The organism is Gelidibacter salicanalis (genome assembly GCF_007997285.1).
Taxonomy (GTDB): Bacteria; Bacteroidota; Bacteroidia; order Flavobacteriales; family Flavobacteriaceae; genus Gelidibacter; species Gelidibacter salicanalis.
On record NZ_VORX01000001.1, the window covers coordinates 419752 to 438787 of the forward strand.

Here is a 19036-nt window from a genome sequence, read left to right on the forward strand (position 1 = left end):
CCCCTTTTTATTCTTAATATGATAACGGATGATTATCTGTTTTCAATCCATTTACGAGCGTTGACAAAAGCTTCCAACCATGGAGACACTTCGTCTTTTCTGGCCTCTGGATAGTGTGCCCAATTCCACTGAAAAATAGAACGTTCAATGTGAGGCATGGTTACTAAATGACGTCCTGTTTTATCACACATCATGGCGGTGTTAAAGTCAGAGCCATTAGGGTTTGCAGGGTAGCCTTCATATCCATATTTTGCTACAATTTGGTAGTTGTCTTCTGAAAGCGGCAGTTTAAATTTGCCTTCGCCATGTGAAATCCATACGCCTAATTTGCTGCCTTCTAATGTGGAGAGCATCACGGAGTTATTCTTCTGAATGTCAACTGATGTAAAGCCACTTTCGTGCTTGTTAGAGCAGTTGTAGGTCAACTTGCCGTGCGGTTCATGCTCAGGATTCACCAATTCCAATTCCATCCAAAGTTGCGCACCATTACAAATACCAACCGTAAGTGTGTCTTCCCGTTTAAAGAAATCCTTGATTACTTTATTGGCTTTCTCGTTATATTTAATAGCACCGGCCCATCCTTTAGCAGAACCGAGTACATCAGAATTTGAGAAACCTCCGACAGCGCCTAAAAATTGAATATCCTCTAATGTTTCGCGTCCAGAGATTAAATCCGTCATGTGGACATCTTTTACGTCAAATCCTGCTAAATACATGGCGTTGGCCATTTCTCGCTCAGAGTTAGAACCTTTCTCACGTAGAATTGCCGCTTTTGGACGGTTTTCCAAACCTTTGGCAGTCTCTAAAAGTCCCGTGAAATGCTCGGGGAATTTGAAGTGTAAAGGTTGGTCTTTATAATTATCAAAACGATCTTGGGCCAATCCGTTGGCGGTTTGCTTCTGATCGAGTAAGAAAGAGGTTTTGAACCAGGTATCTCTCAATTTTGAAATGTTCAGATTATAAACTTCTGTGCCATTGATGATGTTAAGAGTGTCACTTTCCACAACAGATCCCATTTTGAAAAATTCAATATTAGCCTGTGTTAAGTGCTCTTCTACAGAAGCATCAATAGTTTGAAAGACAATTCCTGAATTTTCAGCAAATAATAGTTTAAAGGAATCTTCTTCGCCGATAGTGGTCAGATCCAATTTTGCGCCCAAGTTATTATCTGCAAAACAGAGTTCTAATAAGGTAGTAATCAACCCGCCGGAAGCCACATCATGACCGGCCACAATTTGATTAGTCTTAATCAAATCTTGAATGGTATTAAATACCGTTTTTACATAGGTTGCACTCTGAACCAATGGGGCGTCATCCCCAATTTTATTCATGATTTGGGCAAAGGAACTGCCGCCTAATTTAAAACTGTCCTGTGAAATATTGATATAGTAAATAGGACCTGCATCTCTTCTAAAAACAGGTTCTACCACATTGGTAATATCATTACAATTTGCTGCGGCAGAAATAATGACGGTTCCTGGAGAAATAACCTCTTCATTTGGGTATTTCTGCTTCATAGAAAGGGAATCCTTGCCTGTAGGAACATTGATTCCTAAATCGATAGAAAACTCAGAAACTGCTTTTACTGCCTCATACAGACGCGCATCCTCACCTTCATTCTTACAAGGCCACATCCAGTTGGCTGAAAGCGAAACGCTTTGCAAACCGTCTTTTAAAGGTGCCCAGATGATATTAGTAAGCGCTTCAGTAATTCCATTTCTACTCCCTGCAACAGGGTCAATCAGACCAGCAATAGGCGAGTGGCCAATTGCCGTTGCTACGCCTTCCTTCCCCTTATAATCTAAAGCCATTACGGCAACGTTATTCAGTGGTAACTGTAAAGGGCCGGCACATTGCTGTTTGGCAACTTTACCACCTACGCAACGGTCCACTTTATTGGTAAGCCAATCTTTACAGGCTACAGCTTCCAACTGTAGCAATTGGTTTAAGTAATGGGAAAATTTATCTGTGTTATAAGAAACTGTTTCATAATTTCTAGTAATGGTAGTGTCCGTCATGACTGTTTTTGGAGAACTTCCAAACATGTCGACCATTTCTAAATCCATCGGTTTTTCGCCAGTGGTTTTTGATTCAAAGGTAAAACGGTTATTCCCGGTCACGTCTCCCACGGTATACATTGGAGAACGCTCACGATCCGCTATTTTTTGTAAGGTTTCAACGTGTTTTTCCGCAATGACCAAGCCCATACGTTCTTGTGATTCATTGCCGATAATCTCTTTGGCAGAAAGTGTTGGGTCGCCAACCGGTAATTTATCCAAATCGATAAGTCCGCCAGTGTCTTCCACTAATTCGCTTAAACAGTTCAAATGTCCGCCAGCACCATGATCATGAATGGAAACAATAAAGTTTTCTTCACTTTCTACCATGCCACGCACAGCGTTTGCGGCACGTTTTTGCATTTCCGGATTAGAGCGTTGTACCGCGTTAAGGGTAATACCTGTAGAAAATTCGCCAGTATCGGCAGAAGATACCGCAGCACCTCCCATACCAATACGGTAATTTTCACCTCCTAAAATAACGACTTTATCGCCCATTTTAGGCGTGTCTTTTAAAGCTTGATCCGCTTTGCCGTACCCAACGCCTCCGGCTTGCATGATCACTTTGTCGTAGCCTAATTTGCGTGGGGACCCTTGCGCTTGGTTCGAGTCAACTTCTAGATTTTCGTCGTGTTCAAAAGTCAAAACAGAGCCGCAAATTAAGGGCTGTCCAAATTTATTACCAAAATCAGACGCGCCGTTACTAGCTTTGATTAAAATATCCATTGGAGTTTGGTACAGCCAAGGACGGGCATCCATTTTTTGTTCCCATGGACGTTCGTCTTCCAGTCGAGAATAGGAGGTCATGTATACCGCCGTTCCTGCCAATGGTAAGGAACCTTTTCCACCTGCTAGTCGGTCTCTGATTTCGCCTCCTGAACCTGTAGCAGCACCGTTAAATGGCTCTACTGTGGTTGGGAAGTTATGAGTTTCGGCTTTTAATGAAATCACCGATTCATAATCTGTAGTGTGATAAAAATCGGGCTTGTCCGCTGTTTTTGGTGCAAATTGCTCAACCGTTGGGCCTTTTATAAAGGCGACATTATCTTTATAAGCAGACACTATCGAATTTGGGTTCTTATTAGAAGTTTCCCTGATCATCTTAAAAAGAGAATGTTCTTTTTCTTCACCATCAATCATAAAGGTGCCATTAAATATCTTATGACGGCAATGTTCACTATTGACTTGCGAGAATCCAAATACTTCAGAATCCGTCAATTTTCTACCAATTTTATTGGAAACACCTTCCAGGTACTCAATCTCTTCATCATTCAGCGCTAAACCTTCCTTTTGGTTGTAAGCAGCAATGTCATCAATCTCTAAAATAGCTTCCGGATGAATGTGGATGGTGAAGGAATCTTGATTGAGACCTTGATACTTTTCAGAGATCATAGGATCATAATCTTTGAAATCTTCAGCCACCGCTTGAAATTCTTCAATACGAATAATGTCAGAAATGCCCATATTTTGAGTGATTTCAACAGCATTAGTGCTCCAAGGCGTAATCATTGCGGCCCGAGGGCCAACAAAAAAAGCATCGAGAGATGCTTGTTCTATTTGAGGTTGATTGCCAAATAACCACACCAATTTAGCGATGGTTTCAGGGTCTAATTCTTTTGTTGTTTGAACAGCGAATAGCTTGCTGCTTGCGTTTCCAAAGAAGTGAATCATTATGTCTTAGTTTGTGGCTGCGGTTTAGGCAAACCTATTGTGTTTTGAAAGTGCAAAATTAATCTATTTTAAGCATATTTTTTTAAATTGTGACATAAAAAAAAGCGACCTTTTGGAGATCGCTTTGTATTGTAATTTATTATCTATTGAATTCAGATAATAGGGTTATTCTCAATTATTTTTTCTGGATCAGCGCCATGTAAAATCCGTCAAAGCCTGAAGTGTGTGACAATACTTTTTCGTCTTTTACAAAGGTAAAATCTTTACCAACCTCTGACTTTAAAAATTCAGTTACCTGATCTTGATTTTCAGAAGGCAAAATGGAACAGGTGGCATATACCAACTGTCCTCCAGATTTCACGATTCTTGCGTATTGTTGCAAAATTTCTTGTTGGGTTTTTTTGATGTTCTCAATGAATTCTGGCTGTAGTTTCCATTTGGCATCCGGATTCCTTCTCAAAACTCCCAACCCTGAGCATGGCGCGTCAATTAAAACGCGGTCCGCTTTATCATACAGTTTTTTGATGACTTTGGTGCTTTCTATGGCACGAGTTTCAACATTAAAAACACCGTTACGTTTAGCTCTTCGTTTTAGTTCGTTAAGTTTATTGCCATAAATATCAAGCGCAATTACCTGACCTTTATTTTGCATTAAAGTGGCAATATGTAAGGCTTTCCCACCGGCACCAGCACAAGTATCAACTACGCGCATGCCAGGTTCCACATTTAAAAATTCGGCCACCAACTGAGATGAAGCATCCTGTACTTCAAAATGCCCGTTTTTAAAAGCCTCAGTTTGAAATACATTAGCACGCTCCTTTAATTTTAAGGCGTCTGGATGGTTTGCCAAGAATTCTGTTTCAATATCTAAGTCAAACAATTCTGCTTGTAATTTTTCTTTGGTAGTTTGTAGCGTATTGACTCTTAAAATGACATCAGCTTGCTCGTTTAGAGCACTGATTTCTTTAGTCCAAAGTTCTGCACCTAATTCTTTCTCGCCCATCTCGTCCATCCAATCTGGAATAGACTCTCTGTATTTTCTAATTTTAGAAAGTTCGTCAAATTTCCCTTTAATTTTACGGGTAGGTGTGTTTTCGAAATACGACCAATCCGGAAGTTTGATGCCTTTAAGGGTCGCCCAAACTGCAAACATTCTCCAAATATTATCTCTATCAAAAGGTTCTTTTACTTCGGCAATTTCTGCATAAAGGCGTTTCCATCTTACAATATCGTAAGTGGTTTCTGCCACGAAAGCGCGATCGCGGGCTCCCCAACGTTTATCGCGTTTTAATAATTGTTGTATGACTTTATCAGCGTATTGACCTTCATTAAAAATGAGCATCAATCCATCAATAACTGCAAAACTTAGATTTCTGTGTAACCTCATTTGTTATGTTGTTTATTGTGAGTCGTCTAAACTTACGACTGTAGTTTAATGTAAAAAATTGCGATTGCAAAGTTACGCTAAAATGCTGCGAATGTGGCCTTATTTTAATATTTTTAATCCGAAAACAATTACCTTTCCAAAAAAAATATACTAATGAGAATAGTCCTTGGTTTTTTATTATTTACCACCATTTTTTCTTGCAAAACTGACGATCCTAAAACTACCAAGACTGTTGACAGTGTTGTGATTGAAACCATCTTTAAAGATTCACTATTGAGTATTAGAGCTATTGATGTGGCGTCAGACAAAAGCATTGCATTTGCGGCAAACAATGGCATGTTTGGTTTATACAATCCGTTAACGGATCAGTGGGGCACGGCGAAGCAGACTTATGACACCTTAGATTTGCAATTTAGGGCTGTGGCCAGAACCGTTAATGATTTTTTTATGTTGAGTGTTGAAAATCCAGCGCTATTATACAAGACCGGCGAAACTGGAGCAATGGAAGTAGTTTATAAGGAAGCGCACGAAAAAGTGTTTTACGATGCTTTAGCGTTTTGGAACGCCAAAGAGGGTATTGCTATTGGCGATCCTACTGATTCATGCATGAGTATCATTATCACTCGAGATGGGGGTGAAACTTGGACTAAAATAACTTGTGATCAATTGCCTAAAATAAAAGAGGGTGAAGCAGCTTTTGCCGCCAGCAACAGTAATATTGCCATAGTTGGGGACAACACTTGGATTGCAACCGGCGGCAAAACCAGTCGTATATTATTCTCTCCAAATAAAGGAGCATCTTGGGAAATTTTTGAAACGCCAATGGTCAATGGAGAAGCAACAACTGGTATTTATTCCATTGATTTTTATGACGCCAAAAACGGGTTTGCCATTGGTGGTGATTATACCCAACCGGATCGCACTACCGCTAATAAAATGAAAACATCAGATGGAGGTAGAACATGGCAGATTGTGGCGGATGGTAAAGAACCAGGATATAGAAGCTGCGTGCAATATGTGCCTAATAAGGGCGGAAAAGAATTGGTAGCGGTAGGGTTTAAGGGGATTGATTACTCCAGCGACTCTGGCAACAGTTGGAAGCATTTAAGTGATGAAGGCTTTTATACCATCCGATTTTTAAACGATAGCACGGCCTACGCTGCTGGCCAAGGCAGAATTTCAAGATTGAATTTTAGATAAAATCGGGTTTATATCAATAGAAAAATCCCAAAGGCTGATAGTAAGGTCTTTGGGATTTTTAATAGAAATACAATAATTTAGGCGCTACCTTAGTCTTTGCCGTCATTGCTATGACGCTTCTTATATTCGTGTAGCATTTTCCGATTAAATTCTTCTTCAGCGAATTTAAGTTTAATTATTTTTTTTGCGGGCATCACTTTTAAAAGGCTTTCTATATAATTAGAGCGCATATGTTCACGTTCTTTTTCAAAAGCGATTAAATCTTTCAACATGGCCTTGGCCTGCGCTTCCGTCATATCTTCAGAGATTTGCTTATGTTTGTCATAACCCATGCGTCGTTGCTCATCTTTTTTGCTTTCGTAAGCATTATAGATAGGCCAAAATTTTTGGGCTTCCGTCTCCGTTAAACCCAAACGCTCAGTGATGAATGCCACTTTTAACGACCTTATCTTTTCTCTTTTCTCCGAATGTTGAGAAAATGAAGACCATGAGGTCAGGGCTACACATAATATGATGATTGTTTTTTTCATTTTTCGTTGATTAAATCTTCAATTGAAGCATTGTTAAGAAGATAAGTTTCTAAGGATTCATCTGTAATCATATTGGCTACAAAATCTTCTACCTTAATATCTTCGGCACTTAAAAAGGAGGCAATATCATAGATATTTAAATTTTCATTCGTCAGATAACTTTCAATAGAAGCGGTTTCCACTTGATTAATGGATAAGTCATCTTCTGATTTCATAAATACGGTTAACATTACCACCAAAACGGCCGCAACCCCCGAGTAATAAGCAATCTGTCGCCAAGACTTAATTGATTTTACTTTAGGCTGTTTGATGTCTTCCAATTTTTGCGCTAATTGCGTATCAAAATTCTTAAAGTAGTCTTTGGGTACTTTATAACCGGGCCCATCTATTTCAGACATATCCTTTTGTACATCTAATGTTTTAAATAGACGCTCGTCAAAGGTGTCAAAATAGGAATCAGGAATCTTAAACCCCGGGTCCGTTATATTATGTAACTCACTTTTTTTCATGCTATTAGTAGGACAGATTAATTGACCAAAGGTTTAATTGCTGGTTAAATATGCTTCAATCTTTTTTACTGCAATATGGTAGGAAGCCTTTAAGGCCCCCTCACTAGTCTCTAAAATTTCAGACATTTCTGAATACTTCAATTCGTCAAAATACCGCATATTAAATACTAATTGCTGTTTTTGCGGTAGTGTTGCCATGGCCTGTTGTAATTTTAACTGTATCTCATTGCCTTCAAAATAAACATCGGCTTGGAGATTGGCCATAGTTTGTTCCTGTAGCGTCTCGCTATCACTATTTTTTAATTTGGCATTCTGCTTTAAATGGGTAATGGCTTCATTAGTGGCAATGCGAAACATCCAAGAAAACAATTTGCTATCTCCCTTAAAGTTATGGATATTTTTATAAACTTTAATAAATGTGTTTTGAAGCACATCATCTGCATCATCGTGAGACACCACTATCTTTCTGATATGCCAATACAAACGTTCTTTATAAAGCGTAAGCAACTCTTTAAACGCCGAGTCTTTGGTGTCTTCATTAGTCAATCTTAAAACAAGTGCGGCATCGTTAAGCACAGAAAGGTTTTTTTATAAGACTGTGGAAGGTATAAAAAGTTTAATGGCACTCTAAAAGATAGTCATTTTAATTACATGTCGTAATTATTAAACGTCGATTAAAAACTCATGAATGCGACAAAATACAAAAGATTAAGTGTTTGTCGTTAAAGAACTTCTATATTCGTGGACTAACTTGCTAAGAAACCAGTGTTTGCCCAAGCGTTGATTTAAGTCAAAAAGGATGCTTCATAGTAGTAGCATCCTTTTTTAACTCAAATTGTTTTTGTTTCAATCGAAACTTTGCATCTCTACCAACATTTTATAAACGCCATTCTTGGCTATAAGTTCAGCGTGTTTGCCTTGCTCGACTATTTCACCTTTTTGCATCACCACAATTTCATCAGCATTTTGGATGGTTGAGAGGCGATGAGCAATAACGATAGAGGTTCTGTTGCGCATCATGTTCTCTAAGGCCGATTGTACCAAACGTTCACTTTCCGTGTCCAAGGCTGATGTAGCCTCATCGAGAATCATAATTGGAGGGTTTTTAAGCACAGCTCTCGCAATACTTAAGCGTTGCTTCTGTCCCCCAGACAATTTGTTACCTGAATCCCCAATATTAGACTCAATGCCGTTAGGAAGGTCCTTTACAAATTCCCACGCATTGGCGATTTTTAAGGCCTCAATAACCTCGTCATCTGAAGCATCCTGCTTTCCTATTTTAAGATTGTTGTTGATGGTGTCATTAAACAGAATGGAATCTTGAGAAACAACGCCCAACATGCCTCTTAATGAAGATTGAGATAAATCTTTGATGTCTATACCATCTATAGTAATTTGACCTTCATTTACATCATAAAATCTGGTGATAAGGTTCGCAATGGTGCTTTTGCCACTTCCAGACTGTCCCACTAGGGCCACAGTTTTTCCTTTAGGAACAAATAAATTGAAGTTTTTTAGCACCAGATCGTCTTGATATTTAAACGAGATATTGTTGACGGTAACATCAGATTCAAACGTCTTTTTAATAATAGGATTTTCAATTTCTTGGATGGTATTTTCAGATTCTAAAAATTCTAAAATACGATTTGCAGCACCATTCCCCTTTTTGACTCCATAGCTTGCTTTGGCAATGGCCTTGGCTGGGGTCAAAACATTATAAGCTAACATGATGTAGCCCAAGAAAATACTGGCTTCCATAGAATTGTCTACAAATACCAAATAGCCGCCATACACCAATAAAATTCCGATGACTATTATCCCCAAAAATTCACTGATTGGTGACGCTAAATTTTGTCGATTGAGAAGCGTGTTTGAATAGTTGTAATATCGGTCATTGGAATCTTCGAATTTTTTAGCAAACACTTTTTCCACATCGAATGCTTTTATAATGCGCAGTCCTGACATCGTTTCTTCAAGAATGGACAGGAATATACCTTGCTCCTGCTGTACTTTAAGTGAGCCTTTTTTTAACGACTTACCCACTTTTGAGATGATAAAACCAGAAATTGGAATAAAAATAAACACAAATAAAGTAAGTTTGACGCTCATAAAAAGCATAACCGCCAACGAAAATAAAATTGTCAGAGGTTCTCTAACAATCATTTCTAAAATTGATAAAAACGAATTTTTTACTTCATCCACATCAGCACTGACCCGAGAGATGGTATCACCTTTGGTTTTTTCTGAGTAGAAGGAAAGCGGTAAAGTGACAATTTTATCAAAAAGCACATTTCTAATGTCTTTTAAAACGCCATTTCTCAAAAATGTGATGTAATACATGGCGAGATAGTTGAATAGATTTTTTAGTAAGAAGATGGCAATGATTATAGAAACCATAAACATCAATACTTTAAAATCGCCGTAAGTCTCAATTTTATCAACAATGAAAAAATTGAGAGAATTTTCGATATAATCTTTGATATTGGAAATTCCAGTATATATGGGCTCAGTAACCACCGGATGTTGATCACTGAAAATAACCTTAAGAACTGGCACTAAAGCAACGAATGATAAGGTGCTGAAAAGCGCATAAAGTGCATTGAAAAAAATGTTTAGATAAGCATATTTTTTATACGGAATAATAAACGGATAAAACTTCTTCAAATACTCCATTTAACTCAAGTTCATGTCTTTTAATATGGCGTCAATCTTATCTTGCAATTCCTCATCTACTTTTGAAAACGCCTCAATAGACGATAAGGGAGCATTAACACTCATATAGAATTTTATTTTAGGTTCTGTACCACTTGGTCTCAAAGCAATCTTACTGCCATCTTCAGTGTAATAGATGATGACGTTAGATTTAGGAATGACAATGTCCTCAACAGTATTCGTGATGAAGTTTTTAGCTTTTGAAAGTTGGTAATCCTCAATACGGATTACTTTGGACCCGTTAATGTTTTGTAGTGGATTTTCTCTGGCGTCAATCATCATTTGCTTTATTTCCTGTGCACCTTCCATGCCTTTTTTGGTAATAGAAACCAAGTGTTCCTTATAGAGACCATGGGAAATATACAACTGCAATAAGGTTTCGTAAAACGAGCTGCCGTTTGCTTTAGCTTGGGCTGCAATCTCACAAGCCAATAGGGTAGAGGTTACCGCGTCTTTATCGCGAACAAAATCGCCAACCATAAATCCGAAACTTTCTTCGCCACCGCCAATAAAATCGAGCTCTGGGAAGTCTTTAATCATTTTAGCAATCCACTTAAATCCGGTCAAGCCTTCTTTATATTCAACACCATAGGAGCTTGCTAAAACTTCTACCATTGGAGTAGATACAATGGTGGAGCCAATAAATTCATTACCATCAAGCTTGCCCTCTTTTTTCCATTGTTTTAAAAGGAAATCAGTCATTACTAACATGGCTTGATTGCCATTTAATAATACTAATTTATGGTCTAAATCTCTTACCGCAATACCTAAGCGGTCGCAATCAGGGTCGGTACCAATAACGATATCGGCATTGACCTTTTCGGCAAGTTCCATGGCCATTTTCAAAGCTTCTGGCTCTTCAGGATTAGGAGATTTTACGGTGGGGAAATCGCCATTTGGGACTTCTTGCTCCTTTACAAGATGCACATTGGTATAGCCTGCACGTTTTAAGGTTTCAGGAACTGTGGTGATGGAAGTTCCGTGAAGTGAGGTAAACACAACCGTAAGGTCGTCTTTGGCCTGTTGATTGGTGAAGTTTCCATTTTTTACAGAAGCGTTGATAAAGGCATCATCTACTTCTTTGCCAATCATGGTAATGCGCTGTTCCTGAGCTTCAAATTTAATTTCAGAATACGCTAGACTATTGATTTCATTCACGATATCAGCATCTTGTGGCGGCACCAATTGTCCACCATCTTGCCAATACACTTTATAGCCGTTGTATTCAGGAGGGTTATGGGAGGCCGTTAGCACGATGCCGCAGTGGCACTCTAAATGTCTTACTGAAAAGGATAATTCTGGCGTGGTACGTAAATCTTCAAAAAGATACACGTCAATGCCATTCGCTGAAAATACATCCGCTACAACTTTAGCTAAAGACTTACTATTATGTCTACAATCGTAGGCAATGACTACTTTAAGTTGCTCGTTAGGAAATTGCTCGTGCAAATAGTTGCTCAACCCTTGGGTGTTTCGTCCTAAGGTATATTTATTGATCCGGTTTGTACCTACACCCATAATACCACGCATACCACCAGTACCAAACTCGAGATCTTTATAAAATGCATCTTGAATTTCTTCAGGATGAAGTGCAATGCTATCTTTAATTTTAGATTGAGTTTCTTGATCAAACGTAGGGGTAAGCCAGGTATTGATGCGTTCTAGTATTTTTGGTTCAATGTAGATCATGATGAAATAATTATGAGTTATAGTGCAAAAATAAGGAATTCAAAAGGGGTTCACTTGATATGGACTAGAAATTCAGTTCGTCATTGACGAGATAGCGTTTCTTATCTTCTTTGGTGCGCAACACAATTTCGCCTAAAAATCCTGCAATAAAAAATTGTGTCCCGATGACCATTGTAGACAGGGCAATATAAAATTGAGGCCTATCTGTAATTAAACGTCCGCTAGGGTTGACGAACACCTTATCAATACCCAGATACAGCGTAAACCCGAGTCCAATTAAGAGCATGAGAACTCCTAAGGCGCCAAAAAGGTGCATGGGGCGTCTGGCAAACCGAGAGAGAAACCAAATGGTGAGCAAGTCTAAAAACCCGTGGATAAAACGATTGATACCAAATTTGGTGGTGCCATACTTTCTGGCTTGATGTAAAACTACTTTTTCTCCAATGTTGGAAAAGCCTGCATTTTTGGCCAACACAGGAATGTAACGGTGCATTTCACCGTTCACATCAATATTTTTTACCACTTCAAGATTGTAGGCTTTAAGACCACAATTAAAATCGTTCAATTGTACGCCGGAGGTTTGGCGTGCTGCCCAATTAAAAAGTTTGGACGGTAAATTTTTAGAAATAACAGAATCATAACGCTTCTTTTTCCATCCGGAGACCAAATCATAGCGTTGGTTGACGATCATGTCATAAAGTTCAGGAATTTCTTCAGGATTGTCTTGTAAATCAGCATCCATAGTAATTACCACCTCGCCTTGTGCTTTTTCAAATCCTGCATGGAGCGCTTGCGATTTCCCGAAATTCCGTAAAAAGCGAATCCCTTTTACATTATGATCTTTTTCTGATAACTGCTGAATCACTTCCCACGAATCATCCGTGCTGCCATCATCAATAAAGATGATTTCATAAGAAAATTGATTAGAAAGCATAACTCTGGCAATCCAATCGTGTAATTCAGTTAACGATTCCTGTTCGTTGAGTAGTGGTATAACTACTGATATGTTCATGGACGTGGTTTCAAAAGGTGAGGCTTCAAAAGTAACGAAATTAGTTGATAGCGTTAGGGTCCTTTTTTTTGACGATCAAGGCTACAATGAGTCCAATGACAGCGTATACAAGAAGTTGCCATGCAATAGATTTCAACTGATTTAAAGCAGAAAATTGATCCTGCTCATTCATTGCGGCTACCGCTTTATTTATTTCTGTTTCAGGAGCGCCAAAATTTTGCATCATTTCAATTGACGCTTGAGTGATTTTTTCTTTTAAAACCTCTGCTGCCTCTGGATCTATGACATTAAATAGAAGAATGCTAAACAAGGTGCTTAACATGACTCCAATGGCTACGGTTATAAAGTAGGACGAAAATGCTTCTTTAAAGGTGATCAAACCATTCAATAAGGTTCTTGATTTTAGAGCAGAAACAATTCCAAAAGTAAGTATGATTGCGAATAAGATGATATTCAACCACCATTTAGTCATGAGGTCTAAATTTACGGCATACAGTATTGCAGTAACAAGAATCATTAATATGCCAAGGTAAAGACCGTGTTTTAATGCAGAAGATTTAATTGAGCTTTCCATAATTTGAGGTTTGATTGGTTAGTAAGTTATTTAGTAAGCAAATATATGCAAACGTTACAATTTAATTCCGTCAAAGTGAGAATGGGAGGGTGTTAAATTACGAAATTGAAGATTGCTTCAATATGTTTTTGGATCGGCAAGGGCATCTTTTTTTTTGACCTTCACTAAATTGAAAAAAATAAAAGCAAATCTATTGCACATAAGGAAAAAATACTTAAATTTGCACTTCCAAAAATTGAACGATTTAAAGTATTTAGAGATGAAAAAAGGTATACATCCAGAAAATTATAGACTAGTAGCATTTAAGGATATGTCTAATGAAGACGTGTTTTTGACAAAATCTACAGCAGATACAAATGAAACTATTGACGTTGACGGTGTTGAGTATCCACTTGTGAAGATGGAGATTTCAAGATCATCTCACCCATTCTACACTGGTAAATCGAAGTTGGTAGATACGGCTGGACGTATTGATAAATTCAAGAACAAATACGCTAAATTCAAGAAATAATTTAGTGTCCAAGATAACAAAAGCCTTCAGATATTGTCTGAAGGCTTTTTTTGTTTTCTATAAATAACTTATTTTTGCCCCCTTTACAGGAAATAATTTTTGTTTACCAAGAAGATGCTTCATCGGCTTTACTTTGAATTTCAGAAGGTTATTTCCGTTTTTTTAATGTGTTAAAGCAGGTCATTATATTTTTATTATCCAATTAAATTTTTATCCACTACATGAACTATATTCTTTTTGACGGTCCTTTTAGAGATCATCTTTTACCCTTAACTTACACAAGACCGGTGGCTGATCTTAGAATTGGAATATTGACCATTAGAGAAAAATGGGAAATGTATTTGGGTACCACAACTACAACGATTACGGAAGAATATCTTTCGGAAAAATATCCTATGGTTGAATTGGATGCAAATGTGTTGATTAATGCCTCATACCTGCCTACCAATGAATTGGTAGAACTGATTAAAAAACTAGAAGAGAACCAAGCTGTTTTTAAAGGTGAAGATGTCATTGCATTTTACGCCAGCGATGCTCAAGAAGATATAGATTTTAATTCTTTTGAAGCTATTGAATATGACGGAGACGCCATTACAGTAGAAAATACTTGGGATATTTTCAGTAAAAATGCTGAAGCCATTCAAGAGGATTATGAGTTGATTACGGAAGGCAGAACATCGCAGCCCATCTCATCCACCAACCATATTTTAGGCGCGCATAATATCTTTATTGAAGAAGGTGCGGTTATGGAATTTGCTACCCTCAACGCCAGTAAAGGCCCAATTTATATTGGGAAAGATTCGGAAATTATGGAAGGAGCCTTAATAAGAGGCCCTTTTGCACTTTGCGATCATTCGACCGTTAAAATGGGAACACGGGTTTACGGACCCACCACAATTGGCCCACACTGTAAAATTGGTGGAGAGGTTGCCAGTGCTGTGTTCTTTGCCTACAGCAATAAAGCGCATGATGGTTATATTGGCAATTCTGTAATTGGCGAATGGTGTAATATTGGTGCAGACACCAACAGTTCTAACCTTAAGAATAATTACGCTGAGGTAAGACTATGGAATTATACTACAGAAAATTTCGCACCTACAGGCTTGCAATTCTGCGGACTCGTTATGGGCGACCATAGTAAATGCGGTATTAATTCTATGTTCAATACAGGTACGGTCATAGGGGTGAGCGCAAACGTCTTCGGGAGTGGGTATCCTCGTAATTTTATTCCGAGTTTTAGCTGGGGTGGCGCTGCTGGCTTTACAACGTATTTGACCAAGAAAGCCTTTGAAGTGACTGAAGTAGTTATGTCGAGACGTCAAATGGAGTTTACCGAACAGGAAAAAGACATCTTAAACCACGTTTTTGAACTCAGCAAAAAATTCAGAAGAGACTAGGTCGCTCTAGTGCGGTGTTGCTGAAAAGTCTGATAAACTACTTTTATCAGGTTAGATCATCACAGATGTTATTCCCTTTTCAGAATCTAGGTTTAAAATTCAATTCGCTTCGGTTTGATATGTAGATTACTTTCAAACATTTGTGTAACTTTGCATTTCCAAATCTGAAATCTTGTTTTTAAGTTGGTTTCCCGTTAAAACAGACACTATTTACTAGTTTCTGGTTTATGAATTGAACTCGTTATTATGAAAAAGAAAGTCGCATTTTATACCTTAGGTTGTAAGCTTAACTTCTCAGAAACCTCTACCATTGCCCGAAGTTTTGCCAATGAAGGTTTTGATCGCGTGGAGTTTAATGAGAAAGCAGACATTTACGTCATCAATACATGTTCTGTTACTGAAAATGCCGATAAACGCTTTAAATCTATTGTAAGGCAGGCTCAAAAGGTCAATCCAGAGGCTTTTGTGGCCGCGGTTGGATGCTATGCCCAATTGAAACCTCAAGAATTAGCCGATGTTAATGGTGTGGATTTAGTGCTCGGTGCGACAGAAAAATTCAACTTAACCAGTTATATTAATGAGTTGCTCGATAATCCTGAACGGAACAAAGGCGCCGGAGTCGTTCATTCCTGCGAAATTGAGAATGCCGACTTTTATGTAGGGAGTTATTCCATTGGCGATCGGACTCGTGCATTTTTAAAAGTTCAAGATGGCTGCGATTATAAATGTACTTATTGTACAATTCCATTAGCACGTGGCATTTCTCGTAGTGATACCATGGAAAGCGTGATTAAGAATGCTAAAGAAATTGCCGCACAAGATATAAAAGAAATCGTATTGACCGGGGTCAATATTGGCGATTATGGCAAAGGCGAATTTGGAAATAAAAAGCACGAACATACCTTTTTGGATCTCGTGAAACAATTGGATCTGGTTGAAGGTATTGAGCGTTTGCGAATTTCTTCTATTGAGCCCAATCTTCTTAAAAATGAAACGATTGATCTCGTCTCCAAATCCAGAGCTTTCGTACCGCACTTTCATATTCCACTACAAAGCGGCAGTAATGAGATTCTCAAGAAAATGAAACGCCGTTACATGCGCGAATTGTATGTGGATCGCGTTTCAAAAATTAAAGAAGTGATGCCTCATGCCTGCATTGGTGTAGATGTTATTGTGGGCTTTCCGGGAGAATCTGAGGAGCACTTTTTAGATACTTATAACTTTTTAAATGCTTTAGATATTTCCTATTTGCACGTGTTCACCTACTCAGAGCGCGACAATACAGAAGCGGCGGTTATGGATGGTGTCGTCCCGAAAAATGTAAGGGCAAAGCGCAGTAAGATGTTGAGAGGTCTTTCGGCGAAAAAACGTCGTGCTTTTTATGAAGGTCAATTGGGAAGTACGCGAACTGTCTTATTTGAAAGCGAAAACAAAGAAGGGTACATTCACGGGTTTACTGAAAACTATGTGAAGGTGAAAACACCGTGGAATCCTGATTTGGTAAATACATTGCACGATATTGAGCTCACTAAAATAGACGAAGACGGCCTTGTTCGTTTCGAATTTGTGACTGTACTGTCCCTTTAGTCCATAGAAGTTTCGGGCTGTGTGTTTTTCAACTGCATTTTTAGCTGTTCGACTTATTTTTTTTAGCACATCGGTACTTATCCATATTTTTGGAGTTGACCCCAATGTCTAACTAAAACTATCAATGAAAAAATCTCTTTTTCTACTTTGTCTCATAGGTTCGTTTTTCTTGTTTTCAGGCTGTTCTGATGATGATGTCCGCAATCCTGTTGTTGGGAATTGGGTACTTAAGTCCTGGTCTATTCAAATTCCAGTCGATCTGAATGGTGATGGTGTCTACAGCACCAACCTTTTAAAGGAAACCCGATGTGCTGTGAGAGAAATTTTAAGTTTTGACACCAATGGCATTGTTGCTTCCACCCATACTTTTAATCCTGAACTGCAAATTGCTTTAAAGGAAGATACATCAGATGAATATTTTGTGGATGAAATTTGCGCTGAAGGCATTTTAGGATTTGCTGCAGAATACGATCAAATTGGTGAAGAAAGCATCAGTTATAATGATAATATTGGCACGGTAAGAGTTAATAGACTTTCTTTAGTGTTTAAAAATGCGATCAAAATTTATAACGCTGACTTTACAAAGGTCATTGAAACTAAGGATTTATTTGTGATCTATCAGAAAGTATAAATTGTATTTCCGTTTTTTGTCATACGAGTAATTAAACTGCTAATATCTGTGACATCAGCGAGAAATAAAACCATGAGCATGTGTAAGGATACCCCGCAGATTACGATGATAATCGCAAATTAAAAGCCAATGTTTTTTATTAGTGCCTTCATGTATATGTTACCATAGTGTCACAATGATGAGCTCTTTGATATGTTGCGGACAATCAAAAGTATAATATTACCCATCTAAAATAATATCAAAAAAAATGAATGTGTCTCAATTCTTATACAACCTATCTTAGAGTTGAATATTTGAGTACTATTCTCGGTCAGCTGTCCGAGAGAAAAACATAAAAAAAGCCGTTTCAATTAGTTTTGAGACGGCTTCATTTTTTTTATCGGTGTATTTTAGATTCTAATTCCTACAGGAAGCATCTTTTTATACTTTCTGTTACGTCTTAAAAATTTTGCAATTTCAGGACTGGTAGGCACAACACTAATGTTGCGTTCTAAAATATTTTCAAACACCAAGGTTAAAAAATCATTTTCAAATGCTTCCGAAGTAAGACCATCCGGAATCACCATTTTAGTTAAAAAGATTTTCCGATCTTGAAGGGAATACTCAATTTTCGCAATGTCATTTTCAACTTTAAGCTCAAATTGACGTAAGAAGTCATTGTCAACTAATTCTACTGCATCAATCATAATAATATATTTAAATTATTTCAACAATTGGAAGGGTGTGATCACTACATTTTTATATAGCTTTGCGCCACAAATTTACGAAAAATTAAGCTAACAATGTCTTTGAATATTGTTAAATGCTTAGGAAATAAAGCTTTATGCCAACCTAGGTCAGGGGAGTTTTTAAGTTTCAACTTGCGGCCTCGATATTTTTGTTATAATTTGACTTTTGTTTATGGATAATGAAATCATACCAGTATATCTCATGCCAGGAATGGCAGCAAAACCCACCATCTTTGATCGGATTAAGCTCCCCGAGGAACGTTTTAAAGTGTATTGGTTAGAGTGGATGCTACCTGAAGACAATGAAACATTTGAACATTATGCCAAGCGCATGATTGAAAAGATTGAACACGACAATCCTGTGTTATTGGGTGTTTCTTTTGGTGGGGTGCTAGTTCAGGAAATGAGTAAGCATATGAAGTTGAGGAAATTGATCGTGGTGAGCAGCATTAAGTCGCGCCATGAACTCCCTAAACGAATGAAGATTGCTAAGTTTATGAAGGCCTATAAATTTGCGCCTACACAATTGCTTTCCAATTTAGACGTTCTAAAAAAGTATGCCTTTAATGACACCATTTCAAAACGAATCGATTTATACAAAACCTATCTTGCGGTCAATGATAAACGCTATTTAGATTGGGCTTTAAAAGAAATGTTGCTATGGGACCAAGACGAGCCAAATCCTGATGCTATTTATATCCATGGCGATCAGGACGCCATTTTTACCCATTCCTGTCAAGGCGATTGTATTGTGGTAAAAGGAGGGACCCATATTATGATCGTTACAAAATACAAATGGTTTAATAAACACCTGCCTGCGCTAATGGAAGGTTCAAATTAA

The 19036-nt window shown here is 38.0% G+C and carries 16 protein-coding genes; 6 read left to right on the forward strand and 10 right to left on the reverse strand.

What is annotated here, in order from left to right:
- Positions 1-32: 32 nt before the first annotated feature.
- Together purL and ES711_RS01815 are read right to left on the reverse strand one after the other, a co-directional pair.
- Complete coding sequence (purL, locus tag ES711_RS01810; protein WP_146889105.1) at positions 33-3728, reverse strand: phosphoribosylformylglycinamidine synthase; 3696 nt, start codon at positions 3726-3728, stop codon at positions 33-35.
- Between the two features lie 175 nt (positions 3729-3903).
- Positions 3904-5115 carry an RsmB/NOP family class I SAM-dependent RNA methyltransferase gene (locus tag ES711_RS01815; protein ID WP_146889107.1) on the reverse strand — a complete coding sequence of 404 codons (1212 nt, stop codon included), beginning with the start codon at positions 5113-5115 and terminating at the stop codon, positions 3904-3906.
- Positions 5116-5268: 153 nt separating this feature from the next.
- Between ES711_RS01815 and ES711_RS01820 the strand changes: the two genes are divergently transcribed.
- Entirely contained in the window at positions 5269-6315 is a 1047-nt protein-coding gene (locus tag ES711_RS01820) for a WD40/YVTN/BNR-like repeat-containing protein (protein ID WP_146889110.1), read from the forward strand.
- 89 nt (positions 6316-6404) lie between these two features.
- Here ES711_RS01820 and ES711_RS01825 read toward each other — a convergent pair whose 3' ends face one another.
- From ES711_RS01825 to ES711_RS01855, 7 genes are all read right to left on the reverse strand, one after another.
- Positions 6405-6845, reverse strand: coding sequence for a sensor of ECF-type sigma factor (locus tag ES711_RS01825; protein WP_146889113.1), 441 nt, complete (start codon positions 6843-6845; stop codon positions 6405-6407).
- Positions 6842-7354: a hypothetical protein gene (locus tag ES711_RS01830; RefSeq protein WP_146889116.1), complete on the reverse strand. Its 513-nt coding sequence runs from the start codon at positions 7352-7354 to the stop codon at positions 6842-6844. Before ES711_RS01830 ends, ES711_RS01825 begins: the two co-directional genes overlap by 4 nt.
- 33 nt (positions 7355-7387) lie before the next feature.
- On the reverse strand, positions 7388-7930 hold the full coding sequence (locus tag ES711_RS01835; protein ID WP_146889118.1) for an RNA polymerase sigma factor: 543 nt from the start codon (positions 7928-7930) through the stop codon (positions 7388-7390).
- Between the two features lie 270 nt (positions 7931-8200).
- The gene (locus tag ES711_RS01840; RefSeq protein ID WP_146889121.1) at positions 8201-10027 is read right to left on the reverse strand and encodes an ABC transporter ATP-binding protein; all 1827 of its coding nucleotides are present in this window, start codon (positions 10025-10027) and stop codon (positions 8201-8203) included.
- A complete protein-coding gene (locus ES711_RS01845) occupies positions 10028-11755 on the reverse strand; it encodes a phospho-sugar mutase (protein WP_211363040.1) in 1728 nt (575 codons plus the stop codon). It abuts the gene before it with no gap.
- Between the two features lie 64 nt (positions 11756-11819).
- Complete coding sequence (locus ES711_RS01850) at positions 11820-12767, reverse strand: glycosyltransferase family 2 protein (RefSeq protein ID WP_146889124.1); 948 nt, start codon at positions 12765-12767, stop codon at positions 11820-11822.
- A gap of 40 nt (positions 12768-12807) precedes the next feature.
- Complete coding sequence (locus tag ES711_RS01855; RefSeq protein ID WP_146889127.1) at positions 12808-13341, reverse strand: DUF4199 domain-containing protein; 534 nt, start codon at positions 13339-13341, stop codon at positions 12808-12810.
- A 259-nt stretch (positions 13342-13600) separates the two neighbouring features.
- Here ES711_RS01855 and ES711_RS01860 point away from each other — a divergent pair, with 259 nt between their 5' ends.
- The 4 genes from ES711_RS01860 (at position 13601) to ES711_RS01875 (ending at position 17467) form a co-directional block, all read left to right on the forward strand.
- Positions 13601-13852, forward strand: coding sequence for a type B 50S ribosomal protein L31 (locus tag ES711_RS01860; RefSeq protein ID WP_133757759.1), 252 nt, complete (start codon positions 13601-13603; stop codon positions 13850-13852).
- Between the two features lie 221 nt (positions 13853-14073).
- Positions 14074-15249: a GlmU family protein gene (locus tag ES711_RS01865; RefSeq protein WP_146889129.1), complete on the forward strand. Its 1176-nt coding sequence runs from the start codon at positions 14074-14076 to the stop codon at positions 15247-15249.
- A 246-nt stretch (positions 15250-15495) separates the two neighbouring features.
- Positions 15496-16836, forward strand: a complete 1341-nt coding sequence (gene mtaB, locus ES711_RS01870) for a tRNA (N(6)-L-threonylcarbamoyladenosine(37)-C(2))-methylthiotransferase MtaB (RefSeq protein WP_146889132.1) — start codon at positions 15496-15498, stop codon at positions 16834-16836.
- A gap of 124 nt (positions 16837-16960) precedes the next feature.
- On the forward strand, positions 16961-17467 hold the full coding sequence (locus ES711_RS01875; protein WP_146889135.1) for a hypothetical protein: 507 nt from the start codon (positions 16961-16963) through the stop codon (positions 17465-17467).
- A gap of 389 nt (positions 17468-17856) precedes the next feature.
- On the opposite strand, the gene ES711_RS01880 is transcribed toward ES711_RS01875, so the two are convergent.
- Positions 17857-18153 (reverse strand): N-acetyltransferase, encoded by a 297-nt coding sequence (locus ES711_RS01880; protein WP_211363041.1) that lies wholly within the window; start codon positions 18151-18153, stop codon positions 17857-17859.
- A gap of 214 nt (positions 18154-18367) precedes the next feature.
- On the opposite strand from ES711_RS01880, the gene ES711_RS01885 reads away from it, so the two are divergent.
- Entirely contained in the window at positions 18368-19036 is a 669-nt protein-coding gene (locus tag ES711_RS01885; protein ID WP_146889138.1) for an alpha/beta fold hydrolase, read from the forward strand.